Annotated in this window: 20 protein-coding genes and 1 pseudogene; 12 read left to right on the forward strand and 9 right to left on the reverse strand. The window is 69.2% G+C overall.

The features are described 5' to 3' along the window. Positions 1-25 precede the first annotated feature (25 nt). From OG975_RS21710 to OG975_RS21730, 5 genes are all read left to right on the forward strand, one after another. Positions 26-946 carry a MurR/RpiR family transcriptional regulator gene (locus OG975_RS21710; protein ID WP_406330990.1) on the forward strand — a complete coding sequence of 307 codons (921 nt, stop codon included), beginning with the start codon at positions 26-28 and terminating at the stop codon, positions 944-946. Positions 947-1,134: 188 nt separating this feature from the next. Then, positions 1,135-2,070: an N-acetylmuramic acid 6-phosphate etherase gene (murQ, locus tag OG975_RS21715; RefSeq protein WP_406330991.1), complete on the forward strand. Its 936-nt coding sequence runs from the start codon at positions 1,135-1,137 to the stop codon at positions 2,068-2,070. Between the two features lie 16 nt (positions 2,071-2,086). After that, the gene (locus OG975_RS21720; protein WP_406330992.1) at positions 2,087-3,496 is read left to right on the forward strand and encodes a PTS transporter subunit EIIC; all 1,410 of its coding nucleotides are present in this window, start codon (positions 2,087-2,089) and stop codon (positions 3,494-3,496) included. Positions 3,497-3,620: 124 nt separating this feature from the next. Continuing rightward, complete coding sequence (locus OG975_RS21725; RefSeq protein WP_406330993.1) at positions 3,621-3,758, forward strand: hypothetical protein; 138 nt, start codon at positions 3,621-3,623, stop codon at positions 3,756-3,758. Positions 3,759-3,826: 68 nt separating this feature from the next. Further along, the gene (locus OG975_RS21730; RefSeq protein ID WP_406330994.1) at positions 3,827-4,414 is read left to right on the forward strand and encodes a hypothetical protein; all 588 of its coding nucleotides are present in this window, start codon (positions 3,827-3,829) and stop codon (positions 4,412-4,414) included. A 112-nt stretch (positions 4,415-4,526) separates the two neighbouring features. Here OG975_RS21730 and OG975_RS21735 read toward each other — a convergent pair whose 3' ends face one another. Both OG975_RS21735 and OG975_RS21740 read right to left on the reverse strand, forming a co-directional pair. Further along, positions 4,527-4,727, reverse strand: coding sequence for a hypothetical protein (locus tag OG975_RS21735; protein ID WP_406330995.1), 201 nt, complete (start codon positions 4,725-4,727; stop codon positions 4,527-4,529). Further along, on the reverse strand, positions 4,724-4,945 hold the full coding sequence (locus OG975_RS21740) for a hypothetical protein (protein ID WP_406330996.1): 222 nt from the start codon (positions 4,943-4,945) through the stop codon (positions 4,724-4,726). Before OG975_RS21740 ends, OG975_RS21735 begins: the two co-directional genes overlap by 4 nt. Before the next feature lie 121 nt (positions 4,946-5,066). Between OG975_RS21740 and OG975_RS21745 the strand changes: the two genes are divergently transcribed. The 3 genes from OG975_RS21745 to OG975_RS21755 are packed head-to-tail and all read left to right on the forward strand — an operon-like array spanning position 5,067 to position 6,641. After that, on the forward strand, positions 5,067-5,906 hold the full coding sequence (locus tag OG975_RS21745) for a Scr1 family TA system antitoxin-like transcriptional regulator (RefSeq protein ID WP_406330997.1): 840 nt from the start codon (positions 5,067-5,069) through the stop codon (positions 5,904-5,906). Beyond that, positions 5,890-6,168 (forward strand): DUF397 domain-containing protein, encoded by a 279-nt coding sequence (locus OG975_RS21750; protein ID WP_406330998.1) that lies wholly within the window; start codon positions 5,890-5,892, stop codon positions 6,166-6,168. Before OG975_RS21745 ends, OG975_RS21750 begins: the two co-directional genes overlap by 17 nt. Next, on the forward strand, positions 6,165-6,641 hold the full coding sequence (locus OG975_RS21755; RefSeq protein WP_406330999.1) for a hypothetical protein: 477 nt from the start codon (positions 6,165-6,167) through the stop codon (positions 6,639-6,641). Before OG975_RS21750 ends, OG975_RS21755 begins: the two co-directional genes overlap by 4 nt. A 290-nt stretch (positions 6,642-6,931) precedes the next feature. Here the strand turns inward: OG975_RS21755 and OG975_RS21760 are convergent, their stop codons facing one another. Beyond that, positions 6,932-7,573 (reverse strand): TetR/AcrR family transcriptional regulator, encoded by a 642-nt coding sequence (locus OG975_RS21760; protein WP_406331000.1) that lies wholly within the window; start codon positions 7,571-7,573, stop codon positions 6,932-6,934. An 84-nt stretch (positions 7,574-7,657) separates the two neighbouring features. Here OG975_RS21760 and OG975_RS21765 point away from each other — a divergent pair, with 84 nt between their 5' ends. Next, the gene (locus OG975_RS21765) at positions 7,658-8,395 is read left to right on the forward strand and encodes an SDR family NAD(P)-dependent oxidoreductase (protein ID WP_406331001.1); all 738 of its coding nucleotides are present in this window, start codon (positions 7,658-7,660) and stop codon (positions 8,393-8,395) included. A gap of 41 nt (positions 8,396-8,436) precedes the next feature. Continuing rightward, positions 8,437-8,664, forward strand: a pseudogene (locus OG975_RS21770) (DUF664 domain-containing protein); the annotation flags it as partial. A gap of 14 nt (positions 8,665-8,678) precedes the next feature. On the opposite strand, the gene OG975_RS21775 reads toward OG975_RS21770, so the two are convergent. Continuing rightward, positions 8,679-9,559 (reverse strand): IS5 family transposase gene (locus OG975_RS21775; protein WP_406336395.1). Its coding sequence is split into 2 segments (ribosomal slippage): positions 8,679-9,199 and positions 9,199-9,559, totalling 882 coding nucleotides; the frame shifts between segments, so codons are not numbered across the junction. Positions 9,560-9,653: 94 nt separating this feature from the next. Here OG975_RS21775 and OG975_RS21780 point away from each other — a divergent pair. Together OG975_RS21780 and OG975_RS21785 are read left to right on the forward strand one after the other, a co-directional pair. Further along, positions 9,654-10,460, forward strand: coding sequence for a hypothetical protein (locus OG975_RS21780; RefSeq protein WP_406336397.1), 807 nt, complete (start codon positions 9,654-9,656; stop codon positions 10,458-10,460). A 62-nt stretch (positions 10,461-10,522) separates the two neighbouring features. Next, on the forward strand, positions 10,523-11,200 hold the full coding sequence (locus OG975_RS21785) for a Uma2 family endonuclease (RefSeq protein WP_406331002.1): 678 nt from the start codon (positions 10,523-10,525) through the stop codon (positions 11,198-11,200). A gap of 78 nt (positions 11,201-11,278) precedes the next feature. Here OG975_RS21785 and OG975_RS21790 read toward each other — a convergent pair whose 3' ends face one another. From OG975_RS21790 to OG975_RS21810, 5 genes are all read right to left on the reverse strand, one after another. Continuing rightward, entirely contained in the window at positions 11,279-12,778 is a 1,500-nt protein-coding gene (locus OG975_RS21790; protein WP_406331003.1) for an MFS transporter, read from the reverse strand. 198 nt (positions 12,779-12,976) lie between these two features. Next, entirely contained in the window at positions 12,977-14,101 is a 1,125-nt protein-coding gene (locus tag OG975_RS21795) for an NADH:flavin oxidoreductase (protein ID WP_406331004.1), read from the reverse strand. Between the two features lie 255 nt (positions 14,102-14,356). Further along, positions 14,357-15,979, reverse strand: a complete 1,623-nt coding sequence (groL, locus tag OG975_RS21800) for a chaperonin GroEL (RefSeq protein WP_330305466.1) — start codon at positions 15,977-15,979, stop codon at positions 14,357-14,359. 305 nt (positions 15,980-16,284) lie between these two features. Next, on the reverse strand, positions 16,285-16,488 hold the full coding sequence (locus tag OG975_RS21805; RefSeq protein ID WP_005315736.1) for a cold-shock protein: 204 nt from the start codon (positions 16,486-16,488) through the stop codon (positions 16,285-16,287). Positions 16,489-16,918: 430 nt separating this feature from the next. Continuing rightward, a complete protein-coding gene (locus tag OG975_RS21810) occupies positions 16,919-17,194 on the reverse strand; it encodes a MoaD/ThiS family protein (protein ID WP_327429709.1) in 276 nt (91 codons plus the stop codon). Between the last annotated feature and the right edge of the window lie 32 nt (positions 17,195-17,226).

Here is a 17,226-nt window from a genome sequence, read left to right on the forward strand (position 1 = left end):
ACCCAAAGGAAAATATCTTTCAAGAGTGACCCAAGACGTGAAGGAAATTTTCGCGGGAGAGGCGCCGCCCGCCCCCGCCGCCCTCGCGGCCAAGGTGCGGACACTCGCCCCCTCGATGACCCGCTCCATGCAGCGGGTCGCCGAGGCCGTCGCCGGCGACCCGGCCGGCTGCGCGGCCCTCACGGTCACCGGCCTCGCCGAGCTCACCGGCACCAGCGAGGCCACGGTCGTGCGGACGGCCCGTCTCCTCGGCTACCCCGGGTACCGGGATCTGCGCCTGGCGCTCGCCGGGCTCGCCGCCCAGCAGCAGTCCGGGCGCGCGCCCGCCGTCACCGCCGACATCGCGGTCGACGACCCGATCGCGGACGTCGTCGCGAAGCTCGCGTACGACGAGCAGCAGACCCTCGCCGACACCGCCGCCGGACTCGACACGGTCCAGCTCGGCGCGGCGGTCGCCGCGCTCGCGGTGGCCCGCCGCATCGACATCTACGGAGTCGGCGCGTCCGGGCTCGTCGCCCAGGATCTCGCCCAGAAGCTGCTGCGCATCGGGCTCATAGCCCACTCGCACAGCGATCCGCACCTCGCCGTCACCAACGCGGTGCAGCTGCGCGCCAAGGACGTGGCGATAGCCATCACGCACTCCGGCTCGACCGGCGACGTGATCGAACCGCTCCGGGTCGCCTTCGAGCACGGGGCGACGACGGTCGCGATCACCGGCCGCCCGGGCGGGCCCGTCACGCAGTACGCGGACCACATCCTCACCACGTCGACGGCCCGCGAGAGCGAGCTGCGGCCTGCGGCCATGTCTTCTCGTACGAGTCAGCTGCTGGTCGTGGACTGTCTGTTCGTGGGGGTCGCCCAGCGGACGTACGAGACGGCGGCGCCGGCGTTGTCCGCGTCGTACGAGGCGCTGGCGCACCGGCACACTCCGCGTGGCGGACGATAACTTCACGTAAAGGCGCGTGAGACGCGTAAGGCGCGTAAAGCAATAAAGGCGCGTAGAGCACGAAAAGCGGGACAACGGGGATGAAGTAGCTGGGAGACCGCGGGCCGGTAGTAGCCGGTCGCGCAGTTCCCCGCGCCTCTGAACGGGGCGCGTTGACGACACCCTCAGCAGAAAGAGCCGCTCCCCTCATGACCTCCATGTCCAACCACCGTGATCTTCGTGCCGAGTTGGAGGCGCTGACGACCGAGGCGTTCCGCCCGGAGCTCGCCGAGATCGATCAGCTGCCCACGCTGGAGATCGCGTCGCTCATGAACGGCGAGGACGCGACGGTGGCCGCCGCCGTCGCGCGGCGCCTCCCGGTCATCGCCGCCGCCATCGACGACATCGCCGCCCGGATGGCCCGCGGCGGCCGGCTGATCTACGCGGGCGCGGGCACCGCCGGCCGCCTGGGTGTCGTGGACGCCTCCGAGTGCCCGCCCACCTTCAATACCGACCCTGCGCAGGTCGTGGGCCTGATCGCGGGCGGTCCGACCGCGATCGTCACGTCGATCGAGGGCGCCGAGGACTCGAAGGAGCTGGCCGCCGCCGACCTGGAGAAGCTCGCCCTCATCCCCGACGACACCGTGGTCGGCATCTCCGCCTCCGGCCGCACCCCGTACGCCATCGGTGCCGTCGAACACGCCCGTGCGCGGGGCGCGTTGACGATCGGCCTGTCCTGCAACGCGCACAGCGCGCTGGCCGCGGCGGCCGAGCACGGCATCGAGGTCGTCGTCGGCCCGGAGCTGCTGACGGGCTCCACCCGCCTCAAGGCCGGCACGGCCCAGAAACTCGTCCTCAACATGCTGTCGACGATCACGATGATCCGTCTGGGCAAGACGTACGGGAACCTGATGGTCGACGTTCGCGCCTCGAACGAGAAGCTGCGGGCCCGCTCCCGCCGCATCGTGGCGCTGGCGACGGGCGCCTCGGACGAGGAGATCGAGCGGGCCCTGGCCGCCACGGACGGCGAGGTGAAGGAAGCGATCCTGACGATCCTGGGCGGGGTCGACGGGCCGACGGCCGCCCACCTTCTGGAGGAGAGCAAGGGCCACCTGCGCGCCGCGCTGGCGGCGGCGACCGGCTGACCAGCACTCTCGGGGGGTGCGCACACCGGACACCCTCACCGCCGAAGCGATCCTCCCCCTCGTGGGCGGCCCCGCGAACGTCACCTCCGTCGCCCACTGCATGACCCGCCTGCGACTCGGCCTGCGCGACGGCAGCCTCGTACAGAGAGACGATCTACGAGCGCTGCCCGCCGTACTGGGCCTGGTCGCGGACGACGACGACACGGACCAGCTCCAGATCGTCCTGGGGCCGGGCACCGTCGCGCGCGTGACTCCCGAGTTCGAGGCGCTACTCACCCCCACTCCGACAGTCACTGAACTGGCCGCCAGAGGCGCCGAGTTGAAGGAGGCCCAGAAGCAACGCAACTCCACCCCCCTCAAGCTGGCCCTCCGCCGCATCGCGAACATCTTCGTCCCGCTCATCCCCGCACTGATCGGCTGCGGCATCATCGCGGGCCTCAACGGCCTCCTGCTGAACCTTGGTTGGCTCCCGGCCCTCACCCCCGCGCTCACCGCCATCGCCTCCGGATTCATGGCGCTGATCGCGGTCTTCGTCGGCTACAACACGGCGAAGGAGTTCGGTGGCACGCCCATTCTGGGCGGCGCGGTGGCGGCGGTCATCGTGTACGCGGGGGTCGCGAAGGTGACGGTGGCCGGGATGACGCTCGCGCCCGGCCAGGGCGGCGTCCTCGGTGCGCTGGCCGCCGCGCTGCTGGGCACGTATGTCGAGAAGTGGTGCCGCGGCCGGGTCCCGGCGACGCTGGACGTCCTCGTCACCCCGACCGTCACGGTCCTCGTCACCGGCCTGGTGACGCTCTACGCCCTGATGTACGCGGCCGGAGAGCTCTCCTCCGCCATCGGCACGGCGGCGAACTGGCTCCTGGACCACACGGGCGCCTTCGCGGGCCTGATCCTGGGCGGCCTGTTCCTGCCCCTCGTCATGCTCGGCCTGCACCAGGCCCTGATCCCCATCCACACCACCCTCATCGAGCAGCAGGGCTACACGGTCCTGCTCCCCATCCTGGCGATGGCGGGCGCCGGCCAGGTCGGCGCGGCAGCGGCGGTCTACGTCCGCCTCCGCCACGACACCTCCCTCCGTACGACGATCAGGTCCGCCCTCCCGGCCGGGCTGCTCGGCGTGGGCGAACCCCTGATCTACGGGGTCTCACTCCCGCTCGGCCGCCCGTTCCTGACCGCCTGCGCGGGCGGCGCGGCGGGCGGCGCCTTCGTCGGCTTCTTCGCGACGCTCGGCGACAAGGTGGGCGCGACAGCGATCGGACCGTCGGGCTGGGCCCTGTTCCCGCTGCTCGCGGGGAACAGGGGGCTGGGGACGACGGCGGCGATCTACGGGGGCGGGCTGCTGACGGGGTACGCGGTGGGGTTCCTGGCGACGTACTTCGTGGGCCTGCACTCCGTGGCGCTGCCCAGTGACGCCTCTCACGGATGATCGTTTCCCCGGTCATGAAGATCACGCAGAAGACACTCGCGGCCACCGCCCTGGCCCTCTCCGCCTAGCCCTCGCCCTGGCCGCACCCGCGCACGCGGACGACGACACCAACTTCGGAGGAGGGGTGAACGCGGCAAGCAACTCGGACTCCTCGGCGGCGACTGTGTGCCTCCAGGAACTCGCCGTGGTCCCCGTGGGCGCGCCCTGGGCCGGCGACACCGCCAACAACTGCTCGAACGGAAACGTCCTCGACCACTCCTGACCGGCTGGGCGAGGGCTTCGCGACGGCCGGCCGGGGGCGTTGTCAGTGGGGCGTGCGAGGGTGGAGGAATGAACCACGCACAGCTGACCGCCCTCGGCCGGGCCCTGCGCGTCCTCGGCGAGCACGGCGACGCGCTGACCGCCGACACCCCCGACGCGAAGCTGCACGAGGTCAAGGCCGATCTGAAGCGGGCCCTGGACCTGCTGGACGAGACGGTGACGACGGCGGCGCCCACGACCCGCTGCGCCGAGCATCCGAACGGCCCGGTGGACGAGAGCGCCCCCGACCGCTGCCTGCTCTGCGAGACCCGCCGCCGCGCCGCCCGCCGCACCGAGGTCAATGACGCGTACGGGCACGGCCGCGCCCCCGCCCCGGACGAGACCCCGGAGCGCTCGATGTCCCGCTACGGCATCCGCGGCGACCGCCCCCAGCCCCAGCAGCGCTGGCTCCCGGAGGTCTGGAACGGTCAGGCGTGGCAGCTCTGCGGCACCCCCCGCCGAGACCGCCAGGAGGCCGAGCGCTACCTGGCCGCCGAGCGCCGCACCCCGCGCCCGGGCATGGCCTACCGCCTGGTCCACGAGTTCACGGACTACGAGGTGCTGCGCATCTGGGGCACGCCGGTGAAGGTGGACATCGAACCGATGGGCAACCTGTAGCCGCCCCCTAAGGAGGCGAGCGATTGGCAGATGTGTGCCGCGCTGGGCCCGTGTTCTGCGGCAATCTGCGGCACGGATCTGCCAATCACCGACCCTTGGCGCGAACGCCGGCTCACGGCAGCCGCCCCTCCGCGTTGAGCCGCCGGACCCGCGCCCGCAGCACGTCACCCGGCGGCGCCTCGCCGAGCGCGTCCGCAGGACAGTCCCACTCAAGGCCACCGCCCAGGGGTCGCAACTGTACGTAACCGCCCTCGCGCCCCATGACCTGGCCGAGCCGCCCGTCCCGTACGTCGATCACGTACTCCTCGGTCACGAGTCACCTCCGGCGGCCACCCCGCGCAGCACTGCGGTCAGCTTCTGCGCCGTGCCCACGTTGCAGCGGCCGAGCGCGACCAGGGCGAAGGGTTCGTCGCTCACGCCGGTGACCGGGTCGACCCGCAGCGACGGCAGCACGACGCCGACCCCGACGAGGGCTGCGCGCAACTCCTCGACGATCTCCTCGGTGGGCCGCACCCGCTTACTCGACGTCATCTCCATTGCCCTGTTCCCTCCACGCTGAGTGTTCCTATTTCACACACAGCGTGGCGATCTGCTGTCTAACCTGGCCAGAGATGGCGTCCCAACAACCCCACCTGTGTGACAGGGAGTTGCCATGTCAGGCCCGAAGGATCTCGATCCGTCCTCGTCGCCACGCGCCCTGCTGGGCGCCGAGCTGCGCCACGCCCGCGAGAAGGCGGGCCTCAGCCAGGAAGAGCTGGGCGGGCGACTGTTCGTCAGCGGCTCGTTCATCGGCCAGTTGGAAGCGGGCACCCGGCGGATGCAGCCGGAGTACGCACGGATGCTGGACGAAGTCCTGGGTACGGAGGACTTCTTCACGCGTAACTGCGGGGCCGCGGCCAAGTCTCGCTATCTCGAGCAGTTCGCGGAGGCGGCGGAGGCGGAGACGTTCGCAACGGCAATCCGGCAGTACGCGCCGCTGCTGATCCCAGGGCTACTCCAGACACCGGCGTACGCACGGGCCGTAAATCGCGCTTACGCGCCGACGGCACCGGAGGAGGTGATCGACGAGTGGGTGGATGGCCGGATGGAGCGGACCCGCCTTCTCAACAACCCAACAAAGCCGTTGTTGTGGGCGGTGCTTGACGAGGCAGCGCTACGCCGGGAAACGGGTGGCCGCGCGGTGATGGCGGAGGCCCTGCGCCACGTCGCCGGTCTGGCCCACCGAAACCGGGTCATCGTGCAGGTGCTGCCGTTCAGCGTGGGAGCGCACACCTCGATGGACGGCTCGCTGAAGCTGATGGAGTTCGAGGACGCCCCTCCGCTGGTCTACCTCGAAGGGGTCGGCACCGGGCGGCTGGAGGACGACCCGGCCACCGTCAAGCAGCACAAGCTCGCTTATGAACTCCTCACCGCCTCGGCCCTCTCCCCGCAGAAGTCCCTGGCCCTGATCGAGGCACTGGCGCAGGATTACAGCCATGTGGAACTTCCCTGACTACGACCTGAGCACGGCCATATGGCACAAGTCCAGCTATAGCGGGGGCGGCGGGAGCAACTGCCTTGAAGTCGCCCGCTGGCGCAAGTCGACGTACAGCGGGGGCGGCGGCAACGATTGCCTGGAGGTCGCCGACGGGCACCCCACCCTCATCCCCGTCCGCGACTCCAAGAACCCCCACGGCCCGAAGCTCGCGTTCCGGACCGCCGCCTGGGCCGCATTCATCGCGGACGTCAAAGACTCGGCCCAGGCGGCCCATTGAGCGGCAGCCCCCGTGACGACGAACCGGTCTTCGTCAGAAGCAAGTGGGGCACGAACCGGTACGTCTACAACCCGAACAACCCCCTGGGCCTCGTCCTGATCATCGGCTCGCTGCTCTTCGCGGCGGGCGGCATGTACTACCTCCGGGCAAGCTCGTCCCACCCGGACACCAGCTGGAGTGAGGGCGAGCTGCGCTCGGCGGTGCACCAGGCGGCGCAGGACCTGGAGAAGGAACCGCAGTACACCGACGCGTACCTGGGCTACGGCGAGACCATCAAGGGCGCCGTGGAACAGACCGGAAAGGGACCGTCGTACGGAGTCAGGGTCTCCACAGGCCCGTACGACTACACGGTCACCGGCGACGGAACGGACGCGAAGTTCTGCATGCAGGTCATCGCGACGCAATTCAACGAGCCGAACGCGAGCGTGAGCGCGAAGCTCTCCATCGACGTCACCGACGGCGGCTGCGGATGATCCGAGGCTGACGACAGACCGCCCGAAGCTCAAGCCCCCAGCTCCGAGCCCTCTTTTCAAGGAACGGGAGGCGGGCCTCAACCCGCCCTCCCTCCCTGCGAGTTGACTTGACGCGATCGGCTTGCCACGCACAGTGACGAGGAGCTAGCGTGCCCGCATAACGAACAGCCCCCGCCAGGTGCTACCAACACCTGCGGGGGCTTGACCTCCGAGATCGGAAAAGGCGATCCCGTGGCTGAAGCCAACTTTAGGCACTGTCCGGCGGATCATGTGGCCGTGTTGGCACCAAGTTAGTTTTTGCGGGCCGGACTGCGCCCGGTTGCGAGGCGTTTCTGCCCCTCGGGCATGGGCAGGACTGCCAGTGCGGTGTCTGCAATGTTCCGCAGCGTCTCCGGGTCCAGGCCGGCCTTGCCTACCGCCTCGATACCGCGGACCACCGTCAGCAGCAGTGCCGCCAACCGCTCCGGATCCGCAGCGCTATCGATGTCGCCGTGGCGCTGGGCGGCGCTGATCTCCGTCCGCAGCAGGGTCAGCAGTGCCGTCATGGTCTCGGCCGACCGTCCGGCGACCGTCGGATCGTGCTGGGCCAGTTCCGCCGCGCCCTTGGCCAACAGGCACCCGCGGCGCTCGGTGTCGGAGGCGGTGTTCTCCGCCATTAGGTGCACGTATCCCGACAGCCGGGCCAAGGCCTCTGCGTCCGGGCCACCTGCCAGCCGCCCTTCGGCCACCTCAACGACTGCGGTGCACCAGTCGCCAAACACACGGTGGAACAGCTTGCCCTTGTCGCCGAATGCGCCGTACAGGCTGCCCTTGCCCAGGCCGGTCGCCTGGGCGATGTCGTCCATCCGGGTTCCTGCATAGCCGGTCGCCCAGAACTGTTCCCGGGCCCGCTCCAGGACTTGGCGTTCGTCGAATGCGCGTGGTCTCGGCATGGTCTCAGCCTATCCATTCTTGACTCGATCGTCCATTACTGGCTACGTTATGGACGATCCATTCCACAACTGAAGGGGTTCGACATGCCAGGCGTGCTGCACGAGAAGGTGGCCGTGATCACCGGAGGGACCAGCGGGATCGGGCTGGCCATCGCCCACCGCTTCGTCCGGGAGGGCGCACGGGTCTTCGTGACCGGCCGGGACATCGACCGCCTCGAAGCGGCAGTCAAGGAGATGGGTCCTGCGGCCACCGGCGTACGATCCGACGTCTCGGTCCTGGCCGACCTGGACGCGCTCTACGCGCGAGTCCGCGAGGAGGCCGGACGCATCGACGTGCTGGTGGCCAACGCGGGAATCGTCGCGGACGCCGCGCTCGGCGCCCACACCGAGGCGAACGTCGACCTGACACTCGCCGTCAACGTCAAGGGCCCACTATTCACCGTCCAGAAGGCGCTTCCGCTGCTGGCGGAGAACGCCTCCATCCTGGTCATCGGCTCAAGCAACAGCGTGCGCCCCAATGAGCACCTCGAGGTCTACAGCGCCTCGAAGGCAGCGTTGAGCAACCTCGTGCACAACTGGGCCCGGCAATCGCGAGAGCGTCGATTCCGGGTCAACGTCCTCAGCCCGGGACCCACGCGGACCCCTGCCCTGCTGCGCGCCGCGGGGCCGGACGTCGACCGGTTCGCCGAGGCCGTCGTGCCACTGGGGCGGCTGGCCGACGCCGAGGAAATCGCCGAGGCCGCCCTCTTCCTGGCTTCGGCCGCCTCGTCGTTCGTCACCGGCGCCGAACTCTTCGTCGACGGCGGCTACACCCGGGCCTGAACGACGGCCGGTGGTGCGCATCCGGTTCCCTCGAAGCGATGGGGCGCACTCCCGGCCGCGCGTGTGCGTCGTACGAGGCCCAGTACGCTCGAAGCAACGAGATCGTGGCCGCGGCCGCTTTGGATGACGTCGGCCGCCACCCCGACTGCCGCTCCGGCAACGCCGACCTCCGCTGGGTGCTCATCCATCTCGTCGAGGAGACCGGACGGCACGCGGGGCACGCGGACATCGTGAGGGAGCTGCTTGACGGGGCGAAGGGGTACTACTAGGTCTCTCCGGTGGGTCACGACCGGAGCCAAAGTCGGATCGAGGCAACGGTGACGGTGCCGTAGAAGACGTAGGCGCGTTTGTCGAACCTCGTCGCCACAGCCCGGAAGCTCTTAAGGGCATTGATCGTCCACTCCACCTCGTTCCTGCGTTTGTAGATCGTCCTGTCGAAGCCAGCGGGCCGACCGCCCTTGCTGCCTTTGTGCTGTCGGTTGGCCCGCTGGTTCTTCGGTTCGGGGATCGTGTGCTTGATCTGGCGTCGCCGCAGGTAGCGGCGGTTGCGGCGGGATGAGTAAGCCCTGTCTCCGCCGAGGTGGCCAGGCCGAGTCCGCGGTCGCCCGCCATCCCGGCGGGCGACACGGACACGCTCCATGACCGGGATGAGCTGCGGAGCGTCGCCCCACTGCCCCGGGGTGATCAGCAAGGCGAGTGGGCGGCGTCCGCCCTCACCGGCAAGGTGGATCTTGCAGGTCAGGCCGCCCCGTGAGCGTCCCAGGCCCTCATCGGGGCGGTGCTGCAGGGGCGTGTGTCTTTTCCCGGAAGCCGCGGGGGTTTCTTACGTGCTCCCGCAGCGTGTTGGTGGGCCCGGCAGGAGGTGGAGTCCACGCTCACCATGGACCAGTCGATGCGGCCTTCCGCGTCAGCATCGGCGAGGACAGCCGCGAAGAGCTTGTCCCATGTGCCATCCGCTGACCAGCGCCGATGCCGCTCGTACACGGTCTTCCACCGACCGAAACGCGCAGGCAGATCCCGCCACGGTACCCCGGTGCGCTGCCGGAACAGAATCCCGTTGATCACCCTGCGATGGCTCTCCCAACGGCCCCCGCGCTGACCGGACTTCGGCAGATGCGGCTTCAGCCGGGCCCATTCTTCATTTGTGAGATCTCCGCGCCCCATGAGCATGCCAACGAACCAAGGCTGCGGCAGTCACAAGATCCGCCGGACACGGCCTAGTGCTGCCCCCCGCTCTGCGCACGCCCTCCCCCACCCTCTGGCCAATCCGGGCTACGGAAAGCTCAACGCCCCGGACCAACTCCCCCGCACCCAGCACGACTTCGCACACCTCCCGCCCCGCGAAGCAGCCATCGCCGCGTACATCGACCGCCTCCCCGGCGGCGCCGACATCTCCGTAAAAACGCTGGCCAAGCACCTCCCGTACGGCCAATGCGCCTTACGCACGGCCCTCAACAACCTCCACCGGGCAGGGCACTTGCGCCGGGGCCGCGAACATCTGGCCGACTCGGGCAGCCCGCGCTGGATCACCCGAACGTGGTTCTCGCGAACGGCGCGGGACGACGACTGGTGGGCGGCGTTCACGCGGGGCGACGTACCGCAGGAGCCTTCGGAACGCCGGCGCCCGACGCGCTCCCGGGCGTACATCCTGCTCGCGGCCCTCGGCCGTACGACTCCCGCTCTGTCCCTGTCGCACGCCGACTGCGCGGAACTGGCCCCGCTGGTCGCGGACTGGTTCGCGCGGGGAGCCACCGACGAGGCCGTACTGCATGCCCTGACCGCAGGTCTCCCGGTCCCGGTGCACAGCCCGGCGGCGCTGGTCCGCAGGCGCCTGACCAGCAAGCGGCCGCCAGAGCCCGCGCCCCGCCCTCCGCTCCGCGTACTGGAGTGCGCGAAGTGCGGCATCCCGGGGCGACCGGAGGCGCTGCCGGGCGGCATCTGCGGCGCGTGCCGGGGCGAAGCAGCCTCGCGTCCGACCGCCCCGCTGACGTCCGCCGCAGTGCACGCCCACGCCGCCGCGACCCGCGCGGCGATGCTCGACCGAAGTGAAAGGCCGCGCGTATGACGGCTCCAACGGTCCGGAAGGACACAGCCGGGGCACCATGGTGGGAAGGAGGCGACACCACGATGACCTTTGGCACCAGGCGCCCGCAGATGTCCACGGACGACTTCGAAGAGCTGGCCGGCAAGGCCCCGAAGAACGTCGAGCTCGAATTCCTCGACGGACGGCTGTACGTCAAGGGCGACCACATCGAGATCGAGGACTTCGAAGAACTCGCCCGCAGGGCCCCCGAGGGCGTCAAGCTCGAACTCATCGACGGAAAGCTAGAGGTCAAGCCGATGCCCGACCAGCGCCACCGGGCCGTTGTGATGTGGCTGATCCGGCTGTTCATGCAGGAGCGTCCCGAACTGGCCCTGTACCCCGAACAAGGTCTCAAGGTCGGCGCCTACCGCAAGGGCCACGCCTCTGCCGACGCCGCGTTGGCGCCGCTCGATCACTTCATCGCCCAGGAGGGCGACTGGGCCGACCCGAAGGGCGTTCCGATGGTCGTCGAGGTCACCTCCCGCGACCGCGACACCGACCGGCGCGACCGCATCGACAAGGTCCGCGGTTACGCGGAAGCCGGCATCCCCGTCTACCTCCTCATCGACCGGGACAACGACACGCTCACCGTGTACAGCGAGCCGACGAAGAGCGGGACGTACCAGCAGAACCCCCGCTATCCGTACGGGGCTGTCATCGAGCTCCCCTCCCCCGTGAACTTCACCCTGAACACCGAGAAGCTCAAGGACTACGCCGACTGAGTGAAGCAAAACCCCAGGGCGGCCTCCCCCCGCGAGAAGCGGAAGGGCGACCGCCCTGGGATCAACGACCGAAGACGCTTACGCCTTCACCCCGGAAACCTCCGCGACCTCGGCCTGCTCCCCAGACCCCCCGGCCGCCGGCGCCGCCTGCGCGGCACCCGCCGCCCGCTGGCGCGGCAGGAAGGACGCGAGGACGAAGGCGAGGAGCGCCGCACCCGCGCCGAGTGCCATGACCATCTTGAAGCCGTTCTCCGACGGCAGGGCGGAGCCGCCGAAGCTGGTGGTCATCTGCGCCAGGATCACGCCGGCGAGCGCGCTGGCGACCGAGGTACCGATGGACCGCATCAGGGTGTTGAGGCTGTTCGCCGCGGCCGTCTCGGAGGCGGGCACGGCGCCCATGATCAGGGCGGGCATCGCACCGTAGGCGAAGCCGACGCCGGCGCCGATGACACAGGACACCAGGACGAGGTGCCAGATCTCGGACATCAGCACGATGTTGAGGCCGTAGCCCGCGGCGACGATGAGCGCGCCGAGCATCAGGGTGGCCTTCGGGCCCTTGGTCTTGGAGATGGCGGCGGACAGCGGCGCCATGGCCATCATGACCAGGCCCTGCGGGGCCATGACCAGGCCGACGGTCATCATCGACCGGCCGAGGCCGTAGCCGGTCTGCTCGGGCAGCTGGAGCAGCTGCGGCAGGACCAGGGACATCGCGAACATCGAGAAGCCGAAGGCGATCGAGGCGAGGTTGGTGAAGAGGACCTGACGGCGGGCGGTGGTGCGCAGGTCGACCAGCGGGTGGGCGGTGCGCAGCTCGTACCAGCCCCACACCAGCAGGACGACGACCGCGACCGCGAACAGGCCGAGGGTGGTGCCGCTGCCCCAGCCCCAGTCGGCGCCCTTGGAGACGGCAAGGAGCAGGGAGACCAGGCCGACGGCCATACCGGCCGAGCCGAGCAGGTCGAAGCGGCCGCCGGTGCGGACCTTCGACTCGGGCACGATGACGAGAACCAGCACGAGCGCTGCGACGCCGAGGGCGGCCGAGGTCCAGAACAGGACGTGCCAGCTGAAGTTGTCGGCGATGAACGCGGCGGAGGGCAGGCCCAGGGCGCCGCCGACGCCGAGGGAGGCGCTCATGATGGCGGTGGAGCCGGTGAGGCGCTCGGCGGGCAGGTTGTCGCGCATGATGCTGATGCCGAGCGGGACGACGGCGGCCGCGAGGCCCTGCAAGGTCCGGCCGATGATCATCGGGACCAGGGACTCGCTCAGCGCGGCGACCACCGAGCCGGACACCAGCAGGACGAGGCTGACCAGCAGCATGCGGCGCTTGCCGAACATGTCGCCGAGGCGGCCCGCGACCGGGGTGGCCACGGCGGCGGCGAGCAGGGTGGCCGTGATCGCCCACGCCGTGTTCGACGCGGAGGCGTCCAGGTACTTCGGCAGCTCCGGGACGATCGGGATCACCAGGGTCTGCATCAGCGAGACGACGATTCCGGCGAAGGCCAGCACCGCCACCATGGCGTTCGACCGCACCGGGGCGGCTCCGCCGGCGTCGGCGGGTCGGGCAAGGGCTTCGGACATGGCGGGGCCTCCGGGGCGAGCAAGGTTGCTTGACTTACTCAACCATAAGCCCAATTGATTGACTTAAGCAAGGGAAACTTTGGGGAGGGGGTCAGCCGTTCCGTTGGGTTGTGTGTCGTCTGCGGGACGGTGGGGGTTGCTCGCGCAGTTCCCCGCGCCCCTTAAGGGGCGCGGGGAACTGCGCAATCTTTTTTTGGGTCAGCTCAGGGTGCGGAGTGCTGCCGCGTCGTACGGCGCCAGGTCACCGAAGCGTCCGTCGAGGACCTTCGCCGCCCACTCCGGGTCCTGGAGCAGGGCGCGGCCGACGGCGACCATGTCGAACTCGTCGCGGTCCAGGCGGTCGAGGAGGTCGTCGATGCTCTTGACCGGGGACCCCTCCCCCATGAAGCCCTTGATGAAGTCGCCGTCCAGCCCGACCGAGCCGACGGTGATGGTGGGCTTGCCGGTCAGCTTCTTCGTCCAGCCCGCGAGGTTGAGGTCGGAACCCTCGAACTCCGGCAGCCAGTAGCGTCGCGTCGAGGCGTGGAAGGCGTCCACCCCGGCCGCGGCGAGCGGGGCGAGGATCGCCTCCAGCTCCTCCGGCGTCTCGGCGAGCCGGGCACCGTACGCCTCCTGCTTCCACTGCGAGTAGCGGAAGATGACGGGGAAGGACGGCGAGACCGCGGCACGCACCGCGGCGACGATCTCCGCCGCGAACTTCGTACGGGCCACGAGGTCACCGCCGTACGCGTCCGTGCGGCGGTTGGTGCCCTCCCACAGGAACTGGTCGAGCAGGTAGCCGTGGGCGCCGTGGATCTCCACGCCGTCGAAGCCGATGCGCTCGGCGGCGGCCGCGGCCTCGGCGAACGCCGCGATGACGTCGTCCAGGTCGGTCTGGGTCATGGCCTTGCCGGTGGCCTCGGTGGCACCGATGCGCAGGCCGGAGGGGCCGACCGCGGGGGCCTCGGCGAACGGCGGCTGGCCCGCCTCGCGCACCATGCCGATGTGCCACAGCTGCGGCACGATCTTCCCGCCCGCCGCGTGCACGGCGTCGGCGACCTTCGCCCAGCCCGCGAGCTGCTCCTCACCGTGGAAGCGCGGGATGCGGTCGCTCTGCCCGGCCGAGTCGTGGCCCACGTACGTGCCCTCGGTGACGATGAGGCCCACGCCCGCGGCGGCGCGGCGGGCGTAGTACGAGACCACGTCGTCGCCGGGGACACCGCCCGGCGAGAACGCCCGGGTCATCGGCGCCATCACGATCCGGTTGGGGACGGTCAGGCCGTTCAGGGTGACGGGGCGGGAAAGGATCTCGGCGGCGCGCGAGGCGGGGGCGGTGGCAGTCACGTACGGGGCTCCTCGGAGAGGTCCATCAGACATCGAGCAGACGGGGATTCGGATGTGTCGGGGATTCCGGACGGTATGTGCATGTGCATCGACCATCCGTGAACGTCAACCGTCTCGTCCACCAGGGCATTCCGCCGCCCCACCGCTCTCCTCTGTGACCCCGGACACGCCCGAGGGCGGCACCCCCTGGGAGTGGGGGTACCGCCCTCGGAACGTAAGGACAGAGATCAACCAGGGCCGTTGAGGCCGAGTCGATCAGAAGTCCATGTCACCGCCCGGCATGCCGCCCGGGGCGGCCGCGCCGGCCTTCTCGGGCTTGTCGGCGATGACGGCCTCGGTGGTGAGGAACAGCGCGGCGATGGAGGCGGCGTTCTGCAGGGCAGAGCGCGTCACCTTCGCCGGGTCGATGATGCCCTCGGCGATCATGTCCACGTACTCACCGGTGGCGGCGTTCAGGCCGTGACCGATGGGCAGGTTGCGGACCTTCTCGACGACGACGCCACCCTCGAGACCACCGTTGACGGCGATCTGCTTGAGCGGGGCCTCCAGGGCGAGACGCACGGCGTTGGCGCCGGTCGCCTCGTCACCCTCGAGCTCCAGCTTCTCGAACACCGCGGAGGCCTGGATGAGGGCCACGCCACCACCGGCGACGATGCCCTCCTCGACGGCCGCCTTCGCGTTGCGAACGGCGTCCTCGATGCGGTGCTTGCGCTCCTTGAGCTCGACCTCGGTGGCGGCACCGGCCTTGATGACGGCCACGCCGCCGGCCAGCTTCGCCAGGCGCTCCTGGAGCTTCTCGCGGTCGTAGTCCGAGTCCGAGTTCTCGATCTCGGCACGGATCTGGTTGACGCGACCGGCAACCTGGTCCGCCGAGCCCGAGCCGTCGACGATCGTCGTCTCGTCCTTGGTGATGACGACCTTGCGGGCGCGGCCGAGCAGGTCGATGCCCGCGTTCTCCAGCTTGAGGCCGACCTCCTCGGAGATGACCTCGCCGCCCGTGAGGATGGCGATGTCGCCGAGCATGGCCTTGCGGCGGTCACCGAAGCCCGGGGCCTTGACGGCGACGGACTTGAAGGTGCCACGGATCTTGTTGACGACCAGGGTCGACAGGGCCTCGCCCTCGACGTCCTCGGCGATGATCAGCAGCGGCTTGCCGGACTGCATGACCTTCTCGAGAAGCGGCAGCAGGTCCTTGACGTTGCTGACCTTCGAGTTGGCGATCAGGATGTACGGGTCGTCGAGGACGGCCTCCATACGCTCCATGTCGGTGGCGAAGTACGCCGAGATGTAGCCCTTGTCGAAGCGCATACCCTCGGTGAGCTCCAGCTCCAGACCGAAGGTCTGGGACTCCTCGACGGTGATGACGCCTTCCTTGCCGACCTTGTCCATCGCCTCGGCGATGAGCTCGCCGATCTGGGTGTCGGCGGCGGAGATGGAGGCCGTGGAAGCGATCTGCTCCTTGGTCTCGACATCCTTGGCCTGCTCAAGGAGGGCACCGGAGACGGCCTCGACGGCCTTCTCGATACCGCGCTTGAGAGCCATCGGGTTGGCGCCGGCGGCTACGTTGCGCAGGCCCTCGCGGACGAGCGCCTGGGCGAGAACGGTCGCCGTGGTCGTACCGTCACCAGCGACGTCGTCCGTCTTCTTGGCGACTTCCTTGACCAGCTCGGCGCCGATCTTCTCGTACGGGTCCTCGAGCTCGATCTCCTTGGCGATGGAAACACCATCGTTGGTGATCGTGGGGGCGCCCCACTTCTTCTCGAGGACGACGTTCCGGCCCTTGGGGCCAAGGGTGACCTTGACGGCGTCGGCGAGCTGGTTCATCCCGCGCTCGAGACCGCGCCGTGCCTCCTCGTCGAACGCGATGATCTTGGCCATGTGAAGTGGTCCTCCCGGACGGGGTGGATTGCTCCGGATCGCGCCCGCGCCCGCGACGGACGGCCTGCAGCCCTTGTGGTTCCTTGCCCCACCGGCCTGCGGACCTCACTGGCCCGATCCAAGTTCTGTCACTCTCACTGGGAGAGTGCTAACGCCAATGATTAGCACTCGACCCCTGCGAGTGCAAGCGCCTCTCACGAACGAGAAGGGGCCGCAGGACATGACCGGACACGCACGAGGGGCCCGCATCCCAGGTGGGATGCGGGCCCCTCGGCGTGAGTGCGTCGGTGGCCGATCGCGCCGGATCAGACGGCGAGCTTGACCATGTCCGCCTGCGGACCCTTCTGGCCCTGCGAGATCTCGAACTCCACTCGCTGACCCTCTTCAAGGGTGCGGTAGCCGTCCATCTGAATCGCGCTGTAGTGCACGAAGACGTCCGCACCACCGTCGACCGCGATGAAGCCGTACCCCTTCTCCGCGTTGAACCACTTGACGGTGCCCTGAGCCATGCCTAACTCCCCTATTACTGGCCCTTGCACAGATCCACACTTCGCGGATCCGGGTCAGACCTCACCCCCCAACGATTGGGGGTGTGCGCCGGAACGCGTCGACCGCGGCTGAATGTATCTGTCCAACTGCCGTCTGCAACAGGTCAATCGGACGAGAATTCTGGGCATCGCCGATCGGGAAAATGCGGAGGACTCGCGAAGATTCAGGGCAAGTCGGGCCCCGTATATGCCATAAAAGGCTCAAAAAGATGGGGCACTTTGGCTACTTCTTGTCGGGTCTCGCACAGGTACTCATATGCGTCCGGCATGAATAGCGAAGCGGGTTCCCCAACTGTACCCCGCTCAACCATGCAGAATTGCCCCCTCCGTTTCTCTCACGGAGAGGGCAATTCGATGAACACTGCGTATTCGGCGTTACCGAGGGTAGCGATCAGCCTCCGGCGACGGCCGGGATGATCGAGACGCCCGCACCGTCCGGCGTAGCCGTCTCCAGCCCCTGCTCGAACCGCACGTCGTCGTCGTTGACGTACACGTTGACGAAGCGGCGCAGCTTGCCCTGGTCGTCCAGCACGCGCGCGGCGATACCCGTGTGGTTCTTCTCCAGGTCGGCGATGACCTCGGCGAGAGTCCCACCCTCGGCACTCACCTCGGCCTTGCCGCCGGTGTAGGTGCGCAGGATGGTGGGGATGCGAACGTTGACGCTCATGCCTTGTGACCTCCGGTCAGGTGGAGCGCCCC

The organism is Streptomyces sp. NBC_00203 (assembly GCF_045206325.1).
Taxonomy (GTDB): Bacteria; Actinomycetota; Actinomycetes; order Streptomycetales; family Streptomycetaceae; genus Streptomyces; species Streptomyces lutosisoli.

Bases quoted from the DNA above. Each gene is read 5' to 3' on its own strand.
- OG975_RS21740 (WP_406330996.1), bottom strand. From the start codon at position 4,945: ATGACGTCGAGTAAGCGGGTGCGGCCCACCGAGGAGATCGTCGAGGAG.
- OG975_RS21745 (WP_406330997.1), top strand. From the start codon at position 5,067: ATGTCAGGCCCGAAGGATCTCGATCCGTCCTCGTCGCCACGCGCCCTG.
- OG975_RS21790 (WP_406331003.1), bottom strand. From the start codon at position 12,778: ATGTCCGAAGCCCTTGCCCGACCCGCCGACGCCGGCGGAGCCGCCCCG.
- OG975_RS21805 (WP_005315736.1), bottom strand. From the start codon at position 16,488: ATGGCTCAGGGCACCGTCAAGTGGTTCAACGCGGAGAAGGGGTACGGC.
- OG975_RS21810 (WP_327429709.1), bottom strand. From the start codon at position 17,194: ATGAGCGTCAACGTTCGCATCCCCACCATCCTGCGCACCTACACCGGC.
- OG975_RS21785 (WP_406331002.1), top strand. From the start codon at position 10,523: ATGACCTTTGGCACCAGGCGCCCGCAGATGTCCACGGACGACTTCGAA.
- OG975_RS21760 (WP_406331000.1), bottom strand. From the start codon at position 7,573: ATGCCGAGACCACGCGCATTCGACGAACGCCAAGTCCTGGAGCGGGCC.
- OG975_RS21765 (WP_406331001.1), top strand. From the start codon at position 7,658: ATGCCAGGCGTGCTGCACGAGAAGGTGGCCGTGATCACCGGAGGGACC.
- murQ (WP_406330991.1), top strand. From the start codon at position 1,135: ATGACCTCCATGTCCAACCACCGTGATCTTCGTGCCGAGTTGGAGGCG.
- OG975_RS21750 (WP_406330998.1), top strand. From the start codon at position 5,890: ATGTGGAACTTCCCTGACTACGACCTGAGCACGGCCATATGGCACAAG.
- groL (WP_330305466.1), bottom strand. From the start codon at position 15,979: ATGGCCAAGATCATCGCGTTCGACGAGGAGGCACGGCGCGGTCTCGAG.
- OG975_RS21730 (WP_406330994.1), top strand. From the start codon at position 3,827: ATGAACCACGCACAGCTGACCGCCCTCGGCCGGGCCCTGCGCGTCCTC.